Source organism: Burkholderia ubonensis subsp. mesacidophila (assembly GCF_002097715.1).
GTDB classification, from domain to species: domain Bacteria; phylum Pseudomonadota; class Gammaproteobacteria; order Burkholderiales; family Burkholderiaceae; genus Burkholderia; species Burkholderia mesacidophila.
The window spans coordinates 2,151,631-2,170,763 of record NZ_CP020737.1; the positions used below are offsets into that span (position 1 = coordinate 2,151,631).

The following is a 19,133-nucleotide window of genomic DNA, read 5'->3' on the forward strand; positions in this document are numbered from 1 at the left end:
GCGAGACTGCCTGTCGCTTACGCGTGGTCGCCGATCACGTTGACCGTGACGTCGACGACGACGTCCGTGTGCAGCGCGACCTGAACGCCGTGCTCGCCGATCATCTTCAGCGGGCCTTCCGGCATGCGAACCTGCGCCTTCTCGACGTCGTAGCCTGCCTTCTTCAGCAGTTCAGCCACGTCGCCGTTCGTGACCGAGCCGAACAGACGGCCGTCAACGCCCGACTTCTGCGTGATTTCGAACGACTGGCCTGCCAGCTTCTCGCCGACTGCCTGCGAAGCTGCCAGCTTTTCAGCCGCGATCTTCTCGAGCTCTGCGCGACGCACTTCGAATTCAGCGATCGCTTCCTTCGTTGCACGGCGAGCCTTGCGGTTCGGGATCAGGAAGTTGCGAGCGTAACCGTCCTTGACCTTGACGATATCGCCGAGGTTGCCCAGATTGGCGACTTTTTCCAACAGAATGATTTGCATTCGAATTCTCCTTATTGCGTCGCCTGATTACGCCTTGTGCTGATCGGTGTACGGCAGCAGCGCGAGGAAACGCGCACGCTTGATTGCCGTGTCCAGCTGACGCTGATAGTGCGCCTTCGTGCCCGTCAGGCGAGCCGGCGTGATCTTGCCGTTTTCGCCGATGAAGTCCTTCAGCGTTTCCGTGTCCTTGTAGTCGATCTGCTCGACGCCGGCTGCGGTGAAGCGGCAGAACTTCTTGCGCTTGAAGAGCGGGTTTTGTTGCTGACGACGCTTGTCGAATTTCTTACCAGTGGGGCGGGCCATGTTCAGTCCTTTCCAATGTCCTGCAATGCTGTGATGTGAAACACCAAGGTGCGCGCGTTGCGGCTTTTCTTCGCCAGGAAGCCCGTGAACAGCGTCTCGACGCCCATTTCACGGCTTTCCAGCCTGCCGCTCGCCTCGCCGGCCGCTACCGCCTCGATCGTCATGTCGACCTGACGCGGAATGCCTGCCTCGACGACTTCCGTGCGGTGATGCAACGTGGCGCTTGCGATCGGAACGCCGGCGGGCGTGTACCGCACCGCTGCGCGCTCGACGACGCTCGCCGTCAATTGCAACCTGTTCACGTGAGTCGCGCGCTCCCTGATGGCTTAAAGGCTAGGCGCTTAAGCCTGCGCTTCGGTCGGCTGAGCTGCAGCCGCCTTCTTGGCTTCTTCGCGCTGAACTTCCTTCATCATCGGCGACGGGCCGGTCTCGGCCTTCTTCATCTTGACGATGAGGTGACGCAGCACGGCGTCGTTGAACTTGAACGCGTGTTCGAGTTCGTCGAGCGTCGTCTGGTCGCACTCGATGTTCATGCAGACGTAGTGAGCCTTCGCAAGTTTCTCGATCATGTAGGCCAGCTGGCGACGGCCCCAGTCTTCGACACGGTGGATCTGGCCGCCGTGCGACGTGATCGTGGTCTTGTAACGCTCGATCATCGCGGGCACTTGCTCGCTCTGATCGGGGTGCACGATGAATACGATTTCGTAATGACGCATTACACACTCCTTGTGGATTGAAGCCACCCGGGCGCCTGAACCGGTGTGGCAAGTGAGAAGCCGAAGATTCTAACCCGGATATGGGTCGCGTGCAAGGCGAACCGTTGATTCGCCGCGTGAATCGGCCATGTTTTCAACGACTTGAGCCCGGCCGGCGGCGGCGGCGCCACGCGGATCGTGATGGGGCCGCATCGCGCGGCCCGCCGTCACTCGGTGCGCGGCGCGGCAAGGCGCGCATTCAGCGCCGTCTTGAACGCCGCGAGCGCCGCCGGTTCGGCGTCCGTCACCGCCCACCACGTCATGCCGGCCGCGTCCCAGCGGTCGAGCGCATAGCCCTGCGACACGGTCGCATACGGCGCCGCCGCCCCGCCCTCGCCGGCCGGCCGCACATAGACGTCGATCACGTGCTGCCGGTAGCGGTAGACGAGCACCGCGACGCGACGCTGCCCGACGTAGTCGAGCCGCCCGCCCGCGAGCGCGAAGCCGCTCGCGCCCAGGTCCTTGACCGGCGGCGCGTAGTCGAGCCGCCCGTTGAACCACGGCTTGACCGTGTGACGGTCCGTCGAGATCACGTCGATGTCGCGCGCCGACAGGCCGGCCCGCACGTGGCTCGCGACGAGCTCGTCGACGGTGCGCTCCGTCGACGCGCGGTGCGCGGACAGCGCCAGCCCCGCCGCCGCGGCCAGCGCGACCACGAGCGCGACGCCCCAGCCGAGGCCCGGCAGCACGACGGCGCCCGCACGCGGCCGAACCGTCGCCGGGCCGCGCGGCGCGCCCCGCAGGCCGAGCCGTTCGAGCCAGCCGGGCCCGCGCGCGGCCACCCGGGGTTCGGCTTGGGCCGCCGGCAGCCCCGCGAGGATGCGCGCGCGCAGCGCATCCGGCGCGCGATGGTATTCCGCCTGCCGGACCGCCTGGCCGAGCGCGACGATCCGGTCGCGCTCGCGGCGGCACGCGTCGCAGGCGTCGACGTGCCGCTGGATCCGCATCGCATCGGGCGCCGGCAACTCGCGGTCGACATCCGCGCCGAGCAGTTCGCGCGCTTCGTTACAGTCCATCGATGGCCTCCGATGCGGTTCCGGCCGCCGGCGCGCCGCCCGACGCGGCGCCGGCCGGCGGCGCTTCCTTGCGGGCCGCGCCGCGCGCGCCGCCGAGCAGCGCGGCGAGCCGGCGGCGGCCGCGCGCGAGCCGCGACATCACGGTGCCCACCGGCACGTCCGCGATCGCCGCGATCTCGCGGTAGCTCAAGTCCTCCATTTCGCGCAGCACGAGCACTTCCCGATATTCGGCCGGCAGTTTCGCGAGCGCGGCATTCACGAGCCGCGCGTCCTCGCCGCGCAGCAGCTGCGCGAGCGGATCTTCCGCCGCCGGGTGCCAGTCGTCCGGCGCATCCGCTGCATCCAGCGTGTCGGGCAGCGCGACCTCGTGCGCATGCGTGCGCCGCCGCCATTCGCTGTACCAGGTGTGACGCACGATCGTCAGCAGCCACGGCCGCGCATTGTCGCCTCGGCACCCATCGACGAACCGCAGCGCCCGCACGCAGGCTTCCTGGACGACATCCTCCGCGTCGCCCGCATTGCCGGACAGCCAGCGCGCGAGGTTGTACGCGGCGTCCAGATGCGGCAGCACGAGCGTGCGAAAGCGCTCGCCGCGCGCGGCGGCGTCGCCCGCCGCGTGCTCGTCGACCGTCCGGCCGGATTGCCCCACGTCGCCTCCTGTTGATCGATGCGGCGCCGCCGCTTTGGCCCGGCGCGCGTCGCCCGGACTGACCGTCGCGATGCGCGCGGCTCACGATCCTTACCGCCCGTCGATCGAGTTTATTCCCGCCACGAGCGAGCGGAGACGAAAAATAAACCGGGAATGGCCGCCGCACGCCGCCGGTATCACAGGCACACGCCCCACCCATACTGGAACCGCCATGCCGTACGCTCTCCCGTTTCCGAAACATCCAGCTTCTGCCGCGGCGAGCCGCGCCCGCCGCGGCGGACTCCGCGTGCGCGCCGCGCGCCGCCGCGCCCGGTCGTGCCCCGGCCGCTGCCGCGTCCCGCGCGCCTACGGCGTGCCGCTCCAGTAGCCGGCGCGCGCGTACGCGTCGCGCAGGTAGTCGATGAAATAGCGCACGCGCGCCGGCACGTAGCGCTGCTGCGGATAGACGGCGAGGATGTCGTAGTCGGGCAGCGCATAGTCGTCGAGGACGGTCTCGAGCTCGCCCGTCTCGAGCTGCGCGGCGATCTCCCAGGTCGAGCGCCAGCCGAGCCCGAGCCCTTCCGACGCCCAGCGGTGCAGCAGTTCGCCGTCGTTGCAGTCGAGGTTGCCCGTCACGCGCATCGTGACGATCTTGCCGTTGCGCTGGAAGTACCAGCCGCGGTTCTGGCCGCCCTGCAGGTTGAACGCGAGGCAGTTGTGCTTCAGCAGGTCGTCGAGCGCCTTCGGGCGGCCGTGCCGGCGGAAATAATCCGGCGTGCCGCAAACGACCCGCCGGTTCGACGCGAGCTTCACCGCGACGAAGTTCGGATCGACCGCGCCGCCGATCCGGATCGACAGGTCGTAGCCTTCGCGCACGAGGTCGACGACCCGGTCGGTCAGGTTGAACGACAGCTGCATGTCCGGCTTGTCGGCGAGAAAGCCCGGCGCATGCGGCGCGACGTGCTTGCGGCCGAACGCGGCCGGCGCGGACACGATCAGGTGGCCGCTCACCGCGCGCCGCCCGGCGGCCAGCTCGTTCTCGGCCTGGTCCCACTCGGCGAGCAGGCCGCGGCAGCGTTCGAGGAACGCCGCGCCCTCCTCGCTGACGACGAGCCGCCGCGTCGAGCGGTACATCAGCTTCACGCCGAGACGCTTCTCCAGCGCGTCGATGCGCCGTCCGAGCACGACCGGCGACACGCCCTCCTCGAGCGCGGCGGCCGCGAGGCTGCCCGCGTCCGCGACCCGCACGAACGTCTCGATCTGCTTGAAGCGGTCCATCTCGTGTCTCCTGGATGACGACGGCCGGCAGAGGCCCGGCACACCGTCATTCAATACTTTTAGTTTCGAAAAAAGCGACTCCGGCTGATCTTATCAAACCTTTGATGCATCCCTAAAGTGTCTCCAACAGACCGATTCGCAAGATCCGCAAACATTCAAGGAGACATTCATGGCCAAGATGAGAGCCGTTGACGCCGCCGTGCTCGTGCTGGAGAAGGAAGGCATCCAGACCGCGTTCGGCGTGCCGGGCGCCGCGATCAACCCGTTCTATTCCGCGATGCGCAAATCGGGCGGCATCAGCCACGTGCTGGCCCGCCACGTCGAGGGCGCGTCGCACATGGCCGAAGGCTATACGCGCGCAGCTCCAGGCAACATCGGCGTGTGCATCGGCACGTCGGGCCCCGCCGGCACCGACATGATCACCGGCCTCTACTCGGCGTCGGCCGACTCGATTCCGATCCTCGCGATCACCGGCCAGGCGCCGCGCGCGCGCCTCTACAAGGAAGACTTCCAGGCCGTCGACATCGAGTCGATCGCGAAGCCGGTCACCAAGTGGGCCGTCACCGTGCGCGAGCCGGCGCTCGTGCCGCGCGTGTTCCAGCAGGCCTTCCACCTGATGCGCTCGGGCCGCCCGGGCCCGGTGCTGGTCGACCTGCCGATCGACGTGCAGCTCGCCGAGATCGAATTCGACATCGACACCTACGAGCCGCTGCCCGTCTACAAGCCCGCGGCGACCCGCGCGCAGGTCGAGAAGGCGCTCGCGATGCTCAACGACGCGGACAAGCCGCTGATCGTCTCGGGCGGCGGCGTGCTCAACGCGGCGGCCGAGGACCTGCTCGTCGCGTTCGCGGAAACCGTCGGCGTGCCGGTGATCCCGACGCTGATGTCATGGGGCGCGATTCCGGACGACCATCCGCTGATGGCCGGCATGGTCGGCCTGCAGACGTCGCACCGCTACGGCAACGCGACGATGCTCGCGTCCGACTTCGTGCTCGGCATCGGCAACCGCTGGGCGAACCGCCACACGGGCAGCATCGACGTCTATACGAAGGGCCGCAAGTTCGTCCACGTCGACATCGAGCCGACGCAAATCGGCCGCGTGTTCGGCCCGGACCTCGGCATCGTGTCCGACGCGAAGGCCGCGCTCGAGCTGTTCGTTGCCGTCGCGCAGGAATGGAAGGCCGCCGGCAAGCTGAAGGACCGCAGCGCGTGGGTGGCCGAATGCCAGGAACGCAAGCGCACGCTGCAGCGCAAGACCCACTTCGACAACGTGCCGGTCAAGCCGCAGCGCGTGTACGAGGAAATGAACAAGGTGTTCGGGCGCGACACGTGCTACGTGAGCACGATCGGCCTGTCGCAGATCGCCGCCGCGCAGTTCCTGCACGTGTTCAAGGCGCGCAACTGGATCAACTGCGGCCAGGCCGGCCCGCTCGGCTGGACGATCCCCGCCGCGCTCGGCGTGCGCGCGGCCGATCCGCAGCGGCCGATCGTCGCGCTGTCGGGCGACTACGACTTCCAGTTCATGATCGAGGAGCTCGCCGCCGGCGCGCAGTTCAAGCTGCCGTACGTGCACGTCGTCGTGAACAACTCGTACCTCGGACTGATCCGCCAGGCGCAGCGCGCGTTCGACATGGACTACTGCGTGCAGCTCGCGTTCGACAACGTCAACGCACCGGAACTGAACGGCTATGGCGTCGACCACGTGGCCGTCGCGGAAGGCCTTGGCTGCAAGGCGCTGCGCGTGTCCAGGCCGGAAGAGATCGAACCCGCGCTGAAGCAGGCGCAATCGCTCGCGCAAGAGTTCAGCGTGCCGGTGGTCGTCGAAGTGATCCTCGAGCGCGTGACCAACATCTCGATGGGCACCGAGATCGACGCGATCAACGAGTTCGAGGATCTCGCCGAGAAAGCCGAACACGCGCCGACCGCGATCTCGCTGCTCGACTGACCCGCAACATTCCTACTGACCGACCGAAGAGGCTTAGCTCATGCCGAAGTTTGCAGCCAACCTGACCATGCTGTTCAACGAAGTGCCGTTCCTCGACCGCTTCAAGGCGGCCGCGGACGCGGGCTTCGACGCCGTCGAGTTCCTGTTCCCGTATCCGTACGCGAAAGAGGAACTCGCCGAGCGGCTCGAAACGCACCGCCTGCGCCTCGTGCTGCACAACCTGCCCGCCGGCAACTGGGACCAGGGCGAGCGCGGCATCGCGTGCCTGCCCGATCGCGTCGGCGAGTTCCAGGAAGGCGTCGGCCGCGCGATCGAGTATGCGAAGGCGCTGAAGGTGCCGCAGCTGAATTGCCTCGTCGGGATTCCATCGGCGAGCACGCCGCGCGACACGACCTTCGTGACGATCGTCGACAACCTGCGCTTCGCGGCCGATGCGCTCAAGCGCGAAGGCATCCGCCTGCTCGTCGAGCCGTGCAACGGCTTCGACATCCCGGGCTTCGCGCTGAACCGCTCGACCGAAGGGCTCGACGTGATCCGCGCGGTCGGTTCGGACAACCTGTTCCTGCAGTACGACATCTATCACATGCAGCGCATGGAAGGCGAACTGGCCGCGACGATCGAACGCAACCTCGCGTCGATCGGCCACGTCCAGCTCGCGGACAACCCGGGCCGCAACGAGCCGGGCACGGGCGAGATCAACTACGCGTTCCTGTTCGCGCTGCTCGACCGGCTCGGCTACGGCGGCTACGTCGGCTGCGAATACAAGCCTCGCAGCACCACGACGGAAGGTCTCGGCTGGCTGCAAAGCGTCGCCGGCTGCGCGCCGGGCTCGGCGCGCCGCGCCGCCTGAGCATCGCCCTTTCCGTCATCGCCCAACAAGGAGACATTGAACATGGCAACCATCGGTTTCATCGGCCTCGGCATCATGGGCGCGCACATGGCGCGCAACCTGCTCAAAGGCGATCATCAGCTCGTCGTGAACGGCGCGTTCCCGATTCCCGACGACCTGCGCGCGAGCGCAAAGGTCGTCGCGAACTCGACCGAAGTCGCGAAGCATGCGGACATCATCGTCTCGATGGTTCCGGACACGCCCGACGTGCGCAACGTGCTGTTCGCGGACGACGGCGTCGCGAAGGGCCTCACCGCCGGCAAGCTCGTGATCGACATGAGCTCGATCTCGCCGCTCGACACGCAGGCATTCGCGAAGGACATCAACGCGCTCGGCTGCGACTACCTCGACGCGCCGGTGTCCGGCGGCGAAGTCGGCGCGCGCGAGGCGACGCTGACGATCATGGTCGGCGGCCCGGAGCAGGCCTTCGAGCGCGCAAAGCCGCTGTTCGAACTGATGGGCAAGAACATCACGCTCGTCGGCGACAACGGCGCGGGCCAGACCTGCAAGGTCGCGAACCAGATCATCGTCGCACTGAACATCGAGGCCGTCGGCGAAGCGCTGCTGTTCGCCGCACGCTCGGGCGCCGATCCGGAACGCGTGCGCCAGGCGCTGATGGGCGGCTTCGCCGCATCGCGCATCCTCGAAGTGCACGGCGCGCGGATGACGAAGCGCACGTTCGATCCGGGCTTCCGCATCGAGCTGCACCAGAAGGACCTGAATCTCGCGCTCGACGGCGCGCGCAAGCTTGGCCTCGCGCTGCCGCACACCGCGAGCGCGCAGCAACTGTTCAGCGTCTGCGCGTCGCACGGCGGCAAGGCATGGGATCACTCGGCGCTCGTGCGCGCGCTCGAGATCATGTCGAACTTCGAGATCGCGCAGCCGCAGGCGCAAGCCAAGGTCGCCTGACGCAACCGTGCGCCGTCCGCCGCCGTCGCGGACGCGCACCCACGCCACACTTGCGGTTCCGCGTGCCGGATCGCATCGATGCGCGCGTCGTCGCGCATCACCGTGGGGCGCCCCGCCACGCATCGCGGTTCGCGTGCGACGGGGCGAAAAACGCCGCTCTGGGCTGAGAGCGGCGAGGTGGGGTCCGCAGCGGCACCCGGCGACGCCGGGGAAGCCTTGGTCGGTCAGACGTCGTCGTCGGGTGTCCGTCTGTCGGATTTCACGTCTTACACTTCTTTACGTTCGCGCGCGCAATAAGTCATGCAATTGACGCCGCGACCGCCTACACTTTCGCCACGCCTTTCGAGAAAACCGCCGCGCGCGCATTCGTGCCCAGCGCGGTGTTTTTTTCGCCCCTTCACGGCGCGTTTTCTTTTCAACCACCTAAGGAGTGCAACGATGGGTCTTCTTTCGTTTATCAAAGAGGCGGGTGAAAAACTGCTGGGTCACGCCGACGCGCAAGCGGCGGAAGATCCGAATGCCGCAAACCAGACCGCGGCCGATGCGATCAAGAATTACATCAACACGCAAGGCCTCGACACGTCGAACCTGACCGTTGCGTTCGACGGCGCGTCGCGCACCGTGACGCTGTCGGGCAGCGTCGCCGATCTCGACACGAAGGCCAAGGTCAAGGTCGCGGCCGGCAACGTGCAGGGCGTCGCGGGCGTCAACGACGACGACCTCCAGCCGGACGATCCGGAAGTCCAGTACCACGACGTCGTGTCCGGCGACAATCTGTGGAAGATCGCCGAGAAGTACTACGGCGACGGCACGAAGAACACCGTGATCTTCGAAGCGAACAAGCCGATGCTGTCGAGCCCCGACCGCATCTATCCGGGCCAGAAGCTCGTGATTCCGCCGCAGTCCTGATCGCTCGCGCAGGGTCGCAAAACGAAAAGGCAGGCCATTGGCCTGCCTTTCTCATTGGCGCCGGACGCAACGCGTACGGTCAGCAGGTGTCGAACAGGCGCTGCAGGTCGTCGCGTGCGCCGATCCCGTTCGCGAGCGCAAGCATCAGCAGCACGCGCGCCTTGAACGGGTTCAGCGAGCCCGCGCTCACGAAGCCGAGCGCATCGTCGCAGGCCGCGCCGTTCTTCATCACGTGCCCCGAGCCGACCCGCGACGCGCGGACCACGACGACGCCCTGCTTCACCGCGTCGGCGAGCGCCGCCTGCAGCGTCGCATGGATCGAGCCGTTGCCGGTGCCCGCGACGACGAGCCCGCGCACGCCGGCCGCGACGAGCGCATCGACTGCGGTGCGCGTGACACCGGCATAGCTGGCAACAACCTCGACCGCCGGCCATTCATTACGCATCGCCAGTTGCGAATCGCGAGGACGCGTCACGCGCCGCGCGAATTCGACGCGGCCGTCCTGCACCCAGCCGAGCGCGCCGAGTTCCGGCGACTGGAACGCATCGACCGCGTAGGTGCTCGTCTTCACGACGTCGCGCGCGCCGTGGATCCGGTTGTTGAACGCGACCAGCACGCCCTGCCCGCGCGCGGCCGGATGCGCCGCGACCGTCACCGCGTTGAGCAGGTTGAGCGGGCCATCGGACGACAGCGCAGTCGCCGGGCGCATCGCCGCGGTCAGCACGACCGGCTTGTCGCCCTGCACGGTCAGGTGCAGCGCGTAGGCGGTTTCCTCGAGCGTGTCGGTGCCGTGCGTGATCACGATGCCGTCGACGGCGTCGTCGGCCATCAGCGCGCCGATGCGCGCGGCCAGCGTGTTCCACAGCGGCAGCGCGAGATCCTTGCTGTCGATGCTGGCGACCTGCTCGGCGTCGACGCGCGCGACCGACGCGAGCGCCGGCACCGCGTCGAGCAGGAAGTTGACGCCGAGCGCGCCGGCCTGGTAGCCGGCCGTGCTGGCGGCGTCCGGTGCGGCCCCGGCGATGGTGCCGCCGGTGGCGAGGACGGCGATGCGCGGCAGGGCCGGCGACGAAGCGGAAGCGGAGTGCGGAGTATTCATGGGCGCGATTGTAATGGCTCACGATCCGGGCACGATAGCCCGGCATGCGCGCCGTCGCATGCCCGGCGCGTGCGCATCATGGTTTGTCCCGATCGCCCGCGCACGCTTTTCGTCAACGCGGGTCCGGCCCGCCACGTTATAGAAAGTGCTGTTTTGGTGTTTTCACATTGAATCGCCATAATCGGAGCGCGCGGCGCGATGCGTCCCCGCTATGCGTCCCGCTTCGCCACGGCGTCAATAAAACGCAATTCACCCCATGGGAGTGTCAAATGAAAATCCAATCGCTCGTAGCCGCACTGCTCGTCGGCGGCATGCTCGCTTCCCCCGCATTCGCGGCGAACAGCCAGCAGGACAAGATGAAGGCCTGTAACACCCAGGCCGCCGGCAAGACGGGCGACGAACGCAAGGCATTCATGAAGGACTGCCTGTCGGCGAAGCCGGCGAAGGCGACGTCGCAGCAGGACAAGATGAAGGCCTGCAACAAGGACGCCGCCGGCAAGAAAGGCGACGAGCGCAAGGCGTTCATGAAGAGCTGCCTGAGCGCCCAGCCGGCCGCCTGATCCCGCCTCGCCCGTCATCAATGCCGCGCACCGTTTACGACGGGCGCGGCATTTTTGTTGCACGCGCATCGGCATCCGCACACGCCCGGCACAGGATGCGGCAATTCGCCGCGTTTTCTTCTATGATGGCTGCAATGCGGCCCATCCAAGCATAAGAAGCGCCATCGGGCCGCCCTCGACACGGACGCGCACACCGCGTCAAACGGAGGCTTGGATGGCATGGAGACAACACCGCTGGTTCCGCCGCTGGGTGCTCGTGATCGTATTCTGGGCCGTCCCCGTCGCGATCGTCGCGGTGCGCGAGATCCGCGAGGAAATGGCCTACAACAAGGCGGACCTGCAGCTCGCGCTGACCACCTGGCAGCTGACCGATGCGCAGCGCGCCGCCGGCGCCGCCGCGCGCTGTCACGGCGGGCCTGACGAAGCGCGCGCGGCCGGCTGCCCCGCCGACGTGCTCGCCGCCAATGCCCCCCGCCAGCAGGCCGCGCGCGACGAGTACGTGGTGCGTCGCAACACGCTCGCAAGCTACCTGTGGCATGCGTTCGTCGGCTACTGGGTCGTGCCGGCCGCGTTCCTGTTCGCATGCGGCGTCGTCATCGCGCTGATTCGCCGCGCGCTGCGGCGGCCGCCGATCAAGCCGCCGATGCCGCACTGACGCGCGCGTCGTCGCACCACGCCCGCCCTCCCATTGCCAGCAAGCCGTCGGCGCATTCGCTCGCCGCGCCGGTGAGCGTGTGTGCGCCGTTCGTTGACGTAGCGCGACACGACTTGACAATTTGACGCTTTTTCACCTCCGGATGAAAAGCCGCCTGTAATCCGCTGTGATATAACTTCCGACGTGATCCGCCCCTCGAGCGGCGCGACTCACCCTGAATATCACCCGATGGAGAAGAACGATGCAAAAACGGAATCTCGCACTGAAAGCCGCCGCCGCGCTCATCGTCGGCAGCCTCGCGCTCGCCGGTTGCACCACGACCCCCGACAAGCCCGACACCGCCGCGACCAATGCGTCGAAGCGCCAGGCGATCGATTCGAGCGTCGACGCAACGCTGTCGCGCCTGTATTCCACGGTCAAGGGCTCGCGTGAGCTCGTCGCGAAATCGCGCGGCGTGCTGGTGTTCCCGGAAGTGCTGCAGGCCGGCTTCATCCTCGGCGGCCAGACCGGCAACGGCTCGCTGCGCGTCGGCGGCAGCACGGTCGGCTACTACAACACGTCGTCGCTGTCGGTCGGCCTGCAGGCGGGCGCGCAATCGAAGGCGATCGTGTTCCTGTTCATGACGCAGGAAGCGCTCGACGAATTCCGCGGCTCGGACGGCTGGGCCGCCGGCGCGGGCGCGTCGGTCGCGCTGGTGAAGATGGGCGCGAACGGCGCGGTCGACACCAACACGGCCACCGCGCCGGTGCAGGTGATCGTGCTGACGAACGCCGGCCTGATGGGCGACGTGTCGATCAACGGCACGAAGGTCACCAAGCTGAAGATCTGACGCACGCCGCCCGCGCACCGCGCGGGCAACCCATGTGCAAACGGCGATGCCCTCGCGGGCATCGCCGTTTTTTTTGCGCCTGCGCGACACGCGTCAGGTCGTCGAATCGATCACCTTGAACCGCGCGCGCTTCTGCGCGCGGATCACCGACTGGTAGACGTCGACGTACTGCTGCGCCATCCGGCGCGACGTGAAGCGCTCCTCGAAACGTTGCCGCACGCGTGCGCGCGGCAGCAGGTGCAGCCGATTGACGGCCGCGACCGCGCTGATCTCGTCCTCGACGATGAAGCCCGACACGCCCTCGTCCAGCACCTCCGGCACCGAGCCGCGATTGAACGCGATCACCGGCGTGCCGCACGCCATCGCCTCGACCATCACGAGCCCGAACGGCTCCGGCCAGTCGATCGGGAACAGCAGCGCATGCGCGCCCGACAGGAATTCCGCTTTCTGGTGATCGGCGATCTCGCCGATGTATTCGACGTGCGGCAGCGCGAACAGCGGCTTGATCTCGCGCTCGAAATACTCCTGGTCGGCCGCGTCGATTTTCGCGGCGACCTTGATCGGCAGCCCGCACTGCTGTGCGATCCGGATCGCCGTGTCGACGCGCTTTTCCGGCGAGATGCGGCCGAGGAACGCGAGATAGCGCGGCTCGACCGGCTGCGGCGTGTAGAGCGTCTCCGGCAGCCCGTGATAAACCGTCGTCAGCCATTTCGCCTGCGGCAGCGGCTGGCGCTGCGCGTTCGAGATCGAGATCACCGGCGCGGTGTTGAACGTGTCGAACACCGGCTGCTGCTCGGGTAGGTCGAGCCGGCCGTGCAGCGTCGTCACGTACGGCACTTCCTGGCGGTTGAAGACCGAGAACGAGTAGTAGTCCATGTGGAAATGCAGGACGTCGAAGTCCTTCGCGCGGCGCGCGACCGTTTCCATCAGCAGCATGTGCGGCGCGATCCGGTCGCGGATCGACGAGTCGAGCCGCAGCGCGCGCGGCCACACCGCCTCGAGCTTCGCGCGCGTCGTCGAATCGCCGCTCGCGAACAGCGTCACGTCGTGACCGAGATCGACAAGCGCCTCGGTGATGTACGACACGACGCGCTCCGTGCCGCCGTACAGCTTCGGCGGCACCGACTCGGTCAGCGGTGCGATCTGGGCAATTCTCATGATCCACGTCTCCAAAGGGCCAGCGCAACGCGGGCCGGATATCTCATTATTAGCGATCCCGGCGGACGGCACCGAGGGTCTTGCATTTTATGGGTGTTGTTACAGACCGGATACACCCGGGCGCCCCGCCGATACAGGGGTCGGAGCCCCGATGGACGACGCGCCGAACGTCAGCGCGACGGCCATTTCCACGGCGGCAGGTCCCGCGAGTCGGCATCGACGAGCCCTGTCGCGCCGAGACGCTTGTCGAGCACCAGCGACTCGCAGCCGGCCTCGCGCTCGAGCGTCGCGATCAGCCGCGCCGCGTGCGACACGACGATCACCTGCGAATGCCGGGCCGCCTGCGCGATCAGGCGGCCGAGCGCCGGCAGCAGCTCCGGATGCAGGCTCGTCTCCGGTTCGTTCAGCACCATCAGCGCGGGCGGCCGCGGCGTCAGGAGCGCCGCCGCGAGCAGCAGGTAGCGCAGCGTGCCGTCCGACAGCTCGGCGGCCGCCAGCGGGCGCAGCAGCCCCGGCTGGCGCATCAGCACCTCGAAGCGGCCGCGGGCGCCCGGATTGTCGACCTCGACCGCCGCGCCCGGAAACGCGTCGTCGATCGCCGCGTCGAGCGCCGCGCTGTCGCCGATCTCGCGGATCGTCTGCAGCGCGGCGGCAAGATCGGCGCCGTCGTCCGCGAGCACGGGGGTGTGGGTGCCGATGTGCGACTGCCGCGCAGGCGCCTGCGCGTCGGTGCGGAAATGATCGTAGAAGCGCCACGAGCGGATCCGCTCGCGCACCGCGATCATCTCCGGCGCGCCGCGCGGGTCGGCGAACTCCGTCATCATGCTGTCGAAGCTCGCGACCGGCTGCGGGACGGTCGACCAGCCGCCCGACGCGTCGCGCGTGCGAATCTGCGCGCCCTGCCGGTCGACCAGCAGCGTCGACGGCCGCAACAGCGGCCCGCCCCAGATGCACTCACGCTTGACGACCGGATCGAGCCCGAACTCGGACTCGCTGTCCGGGGGCGGCAGCCCGAGGTCGATCGCGTAGCCGAAATCGTCGCACGCGAAACCGAGCTTGAGACTCACCGGTCCGTTGCGCACCGTGCCGGTGACGGGCGTGTCGCCCGCCAGCATCGACCGCGAGAACCGTTCGGGGCCCGCCCACAGCGTCGACGGCAGCCCGCCCTCGCGGGCCAGCGACGGAATCACGCGGCCCTGCGCGGTGTCGGCGAGCAGCCGCAGCGCGCGGTACACGCTCGACTTGCCGCTGCCGTTCGGTCCCGTCACGACGTTCAGCGCCGCGAGCGGCACGATCAGTTCGCGCAGCGAGCGGTAGTTGGCAATGGCGAGCGTATGGAGTGTCGTCATGGATGGGTGCGGGTCAGCGTCCGTCGGCGGCCTGCGGATCGGCCGCGGTATTCGCCGCCGTGCTGGCGGCAGACGCGCGCTCGCGCGGGCGTTCGGGGTTCAGCGCATCCGGCGCCGATGCGTGTGGAAATAATTCAGTGCGGTTGCGCGGCAGGCACTGCGGAAAATGCGACTGGATGTACGCGATCAGCCCCTCGCGCACGCGGCAGCGCAGGTCGAAGCACAGCGACGAATCCGCCGCGCTGACGAGCGCGCGCAGTTGCATCGTGCGCTCGGTCGCGTCGGTCACCTGCAGCACCTGCACGCGGCCGTCCCATTCGGGCGCGCCCTGCACGAGCCGCGCGAGTTCCTCGCGCAGCGGCGCGAGCGGCGTCCGGTAGTCGACGGACAGGAACACCGTACCGATGATTTCCGAGCTGTTGCGCGTCCAGTTCGCGAACGGATTCTCGATGAACCATTGCAGCGGCACGACGAGGCGGCGCTGGTCCCACAGGCGCACCGACACGTAGGTGCCGGTGATCTCCTCGATGCGCCCCCACTCGCCCTGGATCACGACGACGTCGTCGAGCCGGATCGGCTGCGTCAGCGCGATCTGCAGGCCCGCGATCAGGTTGCCGAGCACCGGGCGCGCGGCGATGCCGGCGACGAGGCCCGCGACCCCGGCCGACGCGAGCAGGCTCGCGCCGACCTGGCGCACGTTCGGGAACGTCATCAGCGCGGCGCCGGCGCCGACGATCACGATCAGCACCATCACGGTCCGCGACAGCACGCGCGCCTGCGTATGGATGCGGCGCGCCTGCAGGTTGTCCGCCGTGTCCAGCGGATGCGCCCGGATGATCGCCTCGCCGACCGCGGACGCGAGCCGCACGAGCAGCCAGGTCAGCGACACGATCGTGCCGACGGCCGCCGCGGTGCGCATGCCGCGCACGAACGCCATGCCGTCGTCGGCCTGCACCCACACGAATTCGAGCGCGAGCAACGCGAGCGTGACGAGCGACGGCCTGTCGATGTAGCGCAGGACCACGCTCAGCATCGGATAGGGGCTCGCGATGCGCTTGACGATGCGCGCGCCGATCCGGTGCGCGGCCGCGCCGACCAGCAGGATGAAGGCCGACACGATCAGCGTGCCGAGCCACGAATGCAACGGCGCATCGGCGATGCGCCGCAGTTCATCGAGTGAAATCATCGACGCCTGAGCCTCTTCGGTGCAGGAGGCACGTCATGCGCCTCGTCCTGGATGCATCGGCGACGCCCGGGCGCGGCACGCGCCCGGACACGGCTTCAGGTCAGTTGCCGCCCCTGCAGGGAAACGCCTTGCCGAGACCGAGCGACACCGCGGTGCTCGCGTTGTAGTCGGCCAGCTTCGGATTTTCCGCGATGTACTTGCGCACCGCGTCGGTCATCTGCTGCGCCTTGATGTCGGGCGGCAGGCAGAAATACTGGCCGACGCGCGGCCCGGTGGTGCCGCCGATCGCGTCGATCGTGTTGTAGACGCCGTCAGCGGCGCCTTCGATGTAGGCCGCGCACGACGCCCGCGATTTCACGTCCGTCTTCGCGCACAGCCGGTCGAGATCGCCGCCCGTGAAGGCTGCCGCCGTCAACGGCACGGCGAACGCCGCGGCACAAAACATAGCCCGCAACATGGTGTTCCTTATGTCAATGCGACCCGGGGCCGCCGGCCGCGCCTGGCCGGCAGCGCCTGGCCAGCCGCGCCCAAAACCGCTATTTTGCACTCTTTTGGGCGTTGCCCGGCGTCGCCGCCCCGATGCGCTCGGTGCGCTTGCTCAGGATGTCGATCGCATCCGGCGCCTTGTAGTGCTTCGCGAACTCCAGCGCGGTGATGCCGAGCTGGTTCTTCACCTGCGGATCGGCACCTTGGTCGAGCAGCAGGTTCACCGTCGACGCGTGGTTGCCGCGCGCAGCCATCATCAGCGGCGTCGTGCCGTTCGGCGATGCCGTGTCGATGTACGCGTCATGGTCGAGCAGCACCTTGACGACTGCGTCCTGGCCGCTGGTGGCCGCGTAGTGCAGCGGCGCCCAGCCCTTCTTGCTGACCTCCGCGCCCTTGTCGATCAGGAGCTTCACGAGGCCGACGTCGCCGTTCATCGACGCGAGCATCAGCGCGTTCTCGCCCGCCTTGTCTTCCTTCTCGAGGTCGACGTTCGGCGCCGCGGCGAGCGCCGCCGCGACCTTGTCGGACTTCTCGCGCGCGGCGATCACGAGGAGCGGATCGCCGTTCGGCGCGAGCGTGTTCGGATCGAGGCCGTTCTTCAGCTGCTTGCCGATGTCGGCGATGTCGTCGAACTTGACCGCCTTGACGATCGCTTCGAGCGACTCCGCGTGCGCGCCGGCGGCCGCGAACAGCCCGCCCGCGACCAGCGCGGCGGCGACGAGCGCACGTTTCGGCAGATGTTTGATCGGCTTGGTCATTGTTGTGGGCTCCTTCCCCTGGGTTGTCGGCTGCGTCGCGCCGCCGTCAGCGGGCGATCTTGAACAGCCGGAAAAAGTTCTGCGTCGTCGCGTCGGCCAGCGCCTCGACGGCGATGCCGCGCTCGGATGCGATAAAGCGTCCGACATGGCTGACGTACGCAGGTTCATTCGGCTTGCCGCGATACGGCACCGGCGCGAGATACGGCGAATCGGTCTCGATCAGCAGCCGCTCGAGCGGCACGCGACGCGCGACGTCCTGCACGTCGGTCGCGTTCTTGAACGTGACGATCCCCGACAGCGAGATATGGAAGTTCTGCGCGAGCGCCTGCTCGGCGACCGGCCACGGCTCGGTGAAGCAGTGCATCACGCCGCCCGGCACCTCCGCGCGCTCCTCGGCCATGATCCGCAGCGTGTCCTCCGACGACGACCGCGTGTGAATGATCAGCGGCTTCATCGTCGCGTGCGCGGCGCGAATGTGCGTGCGGAAGCGCTCGCGCTGCCATTCCATGTCGGCGATCGAGCGGCCTTCGAGGCGGTAGTAGTCGAGGCCCGTCTCGCCGATCGCGACGACCTTCGGGTGCGCGGCTAGCTCGATCAGCTCGGCGAGCGTCGGCTCCTGCGCGTCCTCGTGGTCGGGATGCACGCCGACCGACGCGTAGACGTTGTCGTGCGCGTCGGCGATCGCGAGCACCTCGGGCAAGGTCTCGAAATCGACGGACACGCACAGCGCGTGCGTGACGTCGTGCTCGCGCATGTTCTCGAGCACCGCCGGCAGGCGGTCCGCGAGACCCTTGAAATTGATGTGACAGTGAGAATCGACGAACATCGTGTTTCCTGAATACTGGTGACGGGCGGCCGCCCGGACAGCGCGCCGCCAGTTATGCACCCCGTGCGCGGTCGAGCCGCTTGCCGGCGCTCACGCGAACATTTCACGATATCCGAGAAACAGTTCCTCGAATACCAGCCGCGCATTGAGCGGGTGGTTTTCGACCATCCGCTGGCGCGTCACGGTCTTCATGAAGCGCGCGAACGCATTCGCGTCGAGCGCGCCCGCGCAGCGCGCAAGCGCGGCGGCATGGACCGGGAAATAGCGCGGCGTGCCCGCCATCCGCTGCGCGAGCAGGTCGTACAGCCAGCGCTGCAGCCAGCCGAGCACGAGCGGCACCGGCAGCTTCTGCAGCGCCTCGCCGCAGGCGAACGGGTCGCACCCCGCGCCGGCCGCGAGCTGGCCGAGCGTGAAGTCGCGCAGCGGCCGGTTCTCGTCGCTCGCCAGCGCCAGCGCCGCGAGCGGCGCGCCGCCCGCCTCGGCCAGCAGCGCCGGCGCGTCTGCGACGCCCTGCGCGGCAAGCCACGCGGCGGCCGCGTCCGGCGCCGGCACCGTCATCGGCCATTGCCGGCAGCGGCTGATGATGGTCGGCAGCAGGCGGTCGATGCGCGCCGACACGAGCAGGAACACGACGCCTGCCGGCGGCTCCTCCAACGTCTTCAGCAGCGCGTTCGACGCGGCGACGTTCAGCGCCTCGGCCGGGTACAGCACGACGACGCGCGCCCCGCCGCGGTGCGAGCCGACGCCACAGAAATCCAGCAGCGCACGCACCTGCTCGATCTTGATTTCCTTGCTCGGCGCGCGGGTCTTCTTGCCGCCCTCGTCGGCGTCCGCCGGCTTCGCGGCGTCATCCGCGCCCGGCGCTTCGCCGGCGAGCGCTTCCGGCAGCACGATCCGGTAGTCGGGATGGTTGCCCTGCGCGAACCACGTGCAGGCCGCGCACGCGCCGCACGGCGCGCCGTTTGCCTGCGGGGTTTCGCACAGGAAGCCCTGCGCGAGATGCTGCGCGAACTGCAGCTTGCCGATCCCGGCCTGGCCGTGCAGCAGCAGCGCATGCGGCCATTGCGCGCGCAGTTGCTGCAGGCGGTTCCAGTCGTCGGTCTGCCACGGATAGATCATGTGTGT

General features: G+C 68.2%; 22 protein-coding genes. 7 read left to right on the forward strand and 15 right to left on the reverse strand.

Going from position 1 to position 19,133, the window contains the following annotated elements:
• Positions 1–17: 17 nt before the first annotated feature.
• The 7 genes from rplI to B7P44_RS10095 all read right to left on the reverse strand — a co-directional run bounded on the left by rplI (position 18) and on the right by B7P44_RS10095 (position 4,450).
• Positions 18–470, reverse strand: coding sequence for a 50S ribosomal protein L9 (gene rplI / locus B7P44_RS10065; protein WP_084903471.1), 453 nt, complete (start codon positions 468–470; stop codon positions 18–20).
• Positions 471–497: 27 nt separating this feature from the next.
• On the reverse strand, positions 498–773 hold the full coding sequence (rpsR, locus tag B7P44_RS10070) for a 30S ribosomal protein S18 (protein WP_004193360.1): 276 nt from the start codon (positions 771–773) through the stop codon (positions 498–500).
• Between the two features lie 2 nt (positions 774–775).
• Entirely contained in the window at positions 776–1,075 is a 300-nt protein-coding gene (priB, locus tag B7P44_RS10075; RefSeq protein ID WP_084903474.1) for a primosomal replication protein N, read from the reverse strand.
• 39 nt (positions 1,076–1,114) lie between these two features.
• Entirely contained in the window at positions 1,115–1,489 is a 375-nt protein-coding gene (gene rpsF / locus B7P44_RS10080; RefSeq protein ID WP_006402295.1) for a 30S ribosomal protein S6, read from the reverse strand.
• Between the two features lie 206 nt (positions 1,490–1,695).
• Complete coding sequence (locus B7P44_RS10085) at positions 1,696–2,544, reverse strand: anti-sigma factor family protein (protein ID WP_084903477.1); 849 nt, start codon at positions 2,542–2,544, stop codon at positions 1,696–1,698.
• Positions 2,534–3,193: an RNA polymerase sigma factor gene (locus B7P44_RS10090; RefSeq protein WP_084903480.1), complete on the reverse strand. Its 660-nt coding sequence runs from the start codon at positions 3,191–3,193 to the stop codon at positions 2,534–2,536. Before B7P44_RS10090 ends, B7P44_RS10085 begins: the two co-directional genes overlap by 11 nt.
• A 345-nt stretch (positions 3,194–3,538) precedes the next feature.
• Positions 3,539–4,450, reverse strand: coding sequence for a LysR family transcriptional regulator (locus B7P44_RS10095; RefSeq protein ID WP_084903483.1), 912 nt, complete (start codon positions 4,448–4,450; stop codon positions 3,539–3,541).
• 169 nt (positions 4,451–4,619) lie between these two features.
• Here B7P44_RS10095 and gcl point away from each other — a divergent pair, with 169 nt between their 5' ends.
• From gcl to lysM, 4 genes are all read left to right on the forward strand, one after another.
• Positions 4,620–6,395: a glyoxylate carboligase gene (gcl, locus tag B7P44_RS10100; RefSeq protein WP_084903487.1), complete on the forward strand. Its 1,776-nt coding sequence runs from the start codon at positions 4,620–4,622 to the stop codon at positions 6,393–6,395.
• 40 nt (positions 6,396–6,435) lie between these two features.
• On the forward strand, positions 6,436–7,245 hold the full coding sequence (gene hyi / locus B7P44_RS10105) for a hydroxypyruvate isomerase (RefSeq protein WP_084903489.1): 810 nt from the start codon (positions 6,436–6,438) through the stop codon (positions 7,243–7,245).
• 42 nt (positions 7,246–7,287) lie between these two features.
• A complete protein-coding gene (locus tag B7P44_RS10110; RefSeq protein WP_084903492.1) occupies positions 7,288–8,193 on the forward strand; it encodes a 2-hydroxy-3-oxopropionate reductase in 906 nt (301 codons plus the stop codon).
• A gap of 438 nt (positions 8,194–8,631) precedes the next feature.
• Entirely contained in the window at positions 8,632–9,102 is a 471-nt protein-coding gene (lysM, locus tag B7P44_RS10120; RefSeq protein WP_084903494.1) for a peptidoglycan-binding protein LysM, read from the forward strand.
• Between the two features lie 79 nt (positions 9,103–9,181).
• Here the strand turns inward: lysM and B7P44_RS10125 are convergent, their stop codons facing one another.
• The gene (locus B7P44_RS10125; protein ID WP_084903497.1) at positions 9,182–10,201 is read right to left on the reverse strand and encodes an asparaginase; all 1,020 of its coding nucleotides are present in this window, start codon (positions 10,199–10,201) and stop codon (positions 9,182–9,184) included.
• A gap of 269 nt (positions 10,202–10,470) precedes the next feature.
• On the opposite strand from B7P44_RS10125, the gene B7P44_RS10130 reads away from it, so the two are divergent.
• The 3 genes from B7P44_RS10130 (at position 10,471) to B7P44_RS10140 (ending at position 12,245) form a co-directional block, all read left to right on the forward strand.
• Positions 10,471–10,761 (forward strand): PsiF family protein, encoded by a 291-nt coding sequence (locus B7P44_RS10130; protein WP_084903499.1) that lies wholly within the window; start codon positions 10,471–10,473, stop codon positions 10,759–10,761.
• Between the two features lie 214 nt (positions 10,762–10,975).
• A complete protein-coding gene (locus tag B7P44_RS10135) occupies positions 10,976–11,416 on the forward strand; it encodes a hypothetical protein (protein WP_084903502.1) in 441 nt (146 codons plus the stop codon).
• Between the two features lie 241 nt (positions 11,417–11,657).
• The gene (locus B7P44_RS10140) at positions 11,658–12,245 is read left to right on the forward strand and encodes a BPSL1445 family SYLF domain-containing lipoprotein (RefSeq protein ID WP_084903506.1); all 588 of its coding nucleotides are present in this window, start codon (positions 11,658–11,660) and stop codon (positions 12,243–12,245) included.
• Positions 12,246–12,338: 93 nt separating this feature from the next.
• Here the strand turns inward: B7P44_RS10140 and B7P44_RS10145 are convergent, their stop codons facing one another.
• The 7 genes from B7P44_RS10145 to B7P44_RS10175 all read right to left on the reverse strand — a co-directional run bounded on the left by B7P44_RS10145 (position 12,339) and on the right by B7P44_RS10175 (position 19,127).
• Entirely contained in the window at positions 12,339–13,403 is a 1,065-nt protein-coding gene (locus B7P44_RS10145) for a glycosyltransferase family 4 protein (protein WP_084906577.1), read from the reverse strand.
• Positions 13,404–13,573: 170 nt separating this feature from the next.
• Complete coding sequence (locus tag B7P44_RS10150; protein ID WP_084903510.1) at positions 13,574–14,752, reverse strand: AAA family ATPase; 1,179 nt, start codon at positions 14,750–14,752, stop codon at positions 13,574–13,576.
• Between the two features lie 13 nt (positions 14,753–14,765).
• Positions 14,766–15,938, reverse strand: coding sequence for a mechanosensitive ion channel family protein (locus tag B7P44_RS10155; protein WP_084903512.1), 1,173 nt, complete (start codon positions 15,936–15,938; stop codon positions 14,766–14,768).
• Between the two features lie 100 nt (positions 15,939–16,038).
• A complete protein-coding gene (locus tag B7P44_RS10160) occupies positions 16,039–16,395 on the reverse strand; it encodes a Rap1a/Tai family immunity protein (protein ID WP_084903514.1) in 357 nt (118 codons plus the stop codon).
• 79 nt (positions 16,396–16,474) lie between these two features.
• Positions 16,475–17,182 carry an ankyrin repeat domain-containing protein gene (locus B7P44_RS10165; protein WP_084903517.1) on the reverse strand — a complete coding sequence of 236 codons (708 nt, stop codon included), beginning with the start codon at positions 17,180–17,182 and terminating at the stop codon, positions 16,475–16,477.
• A gap of 46 nt (positions 17,183–17,228) precedes the next feature.
• Positions 17,229–18,008 (reverse strand): TatD family hydrolase, encoded by a 780-nt coding sequence (locus B7P44_RS10170; RefSeq protein WP_084903520.1) that lies wholly within the window; start codon positions 18,006–18,008, stop codon positions 17,229–17,231.
• A 90-nt stretch (positions 18,009–18,098) separates the two neighbouring features.
• Positions 18,099–19,127, reverse strand: a complete 1,029-nt coding sequence (locus B7P44_RS10175) for a DNA polymerase III subunit delta' (RefSeq protein ID WP_084903522.1) — start codon at positions 19,125–19,127, stop codon at positions 18,099–18,101.
• Between the last annotated feature and the right edge of the window lie 6 nt (positions 19,128–19,133).

What these genes read in the sequence shown, in the direction of transcription:
- gcl (WP_084903487.1), top strand. Translation starts at nt 4,620, where the DNA reads ATGGCCAAGATGAGAGCCGTTGACGCCGCCGTGCTCGTGCTGGAGAAG.
- B7P44_RS10095 (WP_084903483.1), bottom strand. Translation starts at nt 4,450, where the DNA reads ATGGACCGCTTCAAGCAGATCGAGACGTTCGTGCGGGTCGCGGACGCG.
- rplI (WP_084903471.1), bottom strand. Translation starts at nt 470, where the DNA reads ATGCAAATCATTCTGTTGGAAAAAGTCGCCAATCTGGGCAACCTCGGC.
- B7P44_RS10085 (WP_084903477.1), bottom strand. Translation starts at nt 2,544, where the DNA reads ATGGACTGTAACGAAGCGCGCGAACTGCTCGGCGCGGATGTCGACCGC.
- lysM (WP_084903494.1), top strand. Translation starts at nt 8,632, where the DNA reads ATGGGTCTTCTTTCGTTTATCAAAGAGGCGGGTGAAAAACTGCTGGGT.
- B7P44_RS10125 (WP_084903497.1), bottom strand. Translation starts at nt 10,201, where the DNA reads ATGAATACTCCGCACTCCGCTTCCGCTTCGTCGCCGGCCCTGCCGCGC.
- B7P44_RS10170 (WP_084903520.1), bottom strand. Translation starts at nt 18,008, where the DNA reads ATGTTCGTCGATTCTCACTGTCACATCAATTTCAAGGGTCTCGCGGAC.
- hyi (WP_084903489.1), top strand. Translation starts at nt 6,436, where the DNA reads ATGCCGAAGTTTGCAGCCAACCTGACCATGCTGTTCAACGAAGTGCCG.
- rpsF (WP_006402295.1), bottom strand. Translation starts at nt 1,489, where the DNA reads ATGCGTCATTACGAAATCGTATTCATCGTGCACCCCGATCAGAGCGAG.
- B7P44_RS10175 (WP_084903522.1), bottom strand. Translation starts at nt 19,127, where the DNA reads ATGATCTATCCGTGGCAGACCGACGACTGGAACCGCCTGCAGCAACTG.
- B7P44_RS10165 (WP_084903517.1), bottom strand. Translation starts at nt 17,182, where the DNA reads ATGACCAAGCCGATCAAACATCTGCCGAAACGTGCGCTCGTCGCCGCC.
- B7P44_RS10150 (WP_084903510.1), bottom strand. Translation starts at nt 14,752, where the DNA reads ATGACGACACTCCATACGCTCGCCATTGCCAACTACCGCTCGCTGCGC.
- B7P44_RS10110 (WP_084903492.1), top strand. Translation starts at nt 7,288, where the DNA reads ATGGCAACCATCGGTTTCATCGGCCTCGGCATCATGGGCGCGCACATG.
- B7P44_RS10160 (WP_084903514.1), bottom strand. Translation starts at nt 16,395, where the DNA reads ATGTTGCGGGCTATGTTTTGTGCCGCGGCGTTCGCCGTGCCGTTGACG.
- B7P44_RS10155 (WP_084903512.1), bottom strand. Translation starts at nt 15,938, where the DNA reads ATGATTTCACTCGATGAACTGCGGCGCATCGCCGATGCGCCGTTGCAT.
- rpsR (WP_004193360.1), bottom strand. Translation starts at nt 773, where the DNA reads ATGGCCCGCCCCACTGGTAAGAAATTCGACAAGCGTCGTCAGCAACAA.
- B7P44_RS10130 (WP_084903499.1), top strand. Translation starts at nt 10,471, where the DNA reads ATGAAAATCCAATCGCTCGTAGCCGCACTGCTCGTCGGCGGCATGCTC.
- B7P44_RS10140 (WP_084903506.1), top strand. Translation starts at nt 11,658, where the DNA reads ATGCAAAAACGGAATCTCGCACTGAAAGCCGCCGCCGCGCTCATCGTC.
- B7P44_RS10145 (WP_084906577.1), bottom strand. Translation starts at nt 13,403, where the DNA reads ATGAGAATTGCCCAGATCGCACCGCTGACCGAGTCGGTGCCGCCGAAG.
- B7P44_RS10135 (WP_084903502.1), top strand. Translation starts at nt 10,976, where the DNA reads ATGGCATGGAGACAACACCGCTGGTTCCGCCGCTGGGTGCTCGTGATC.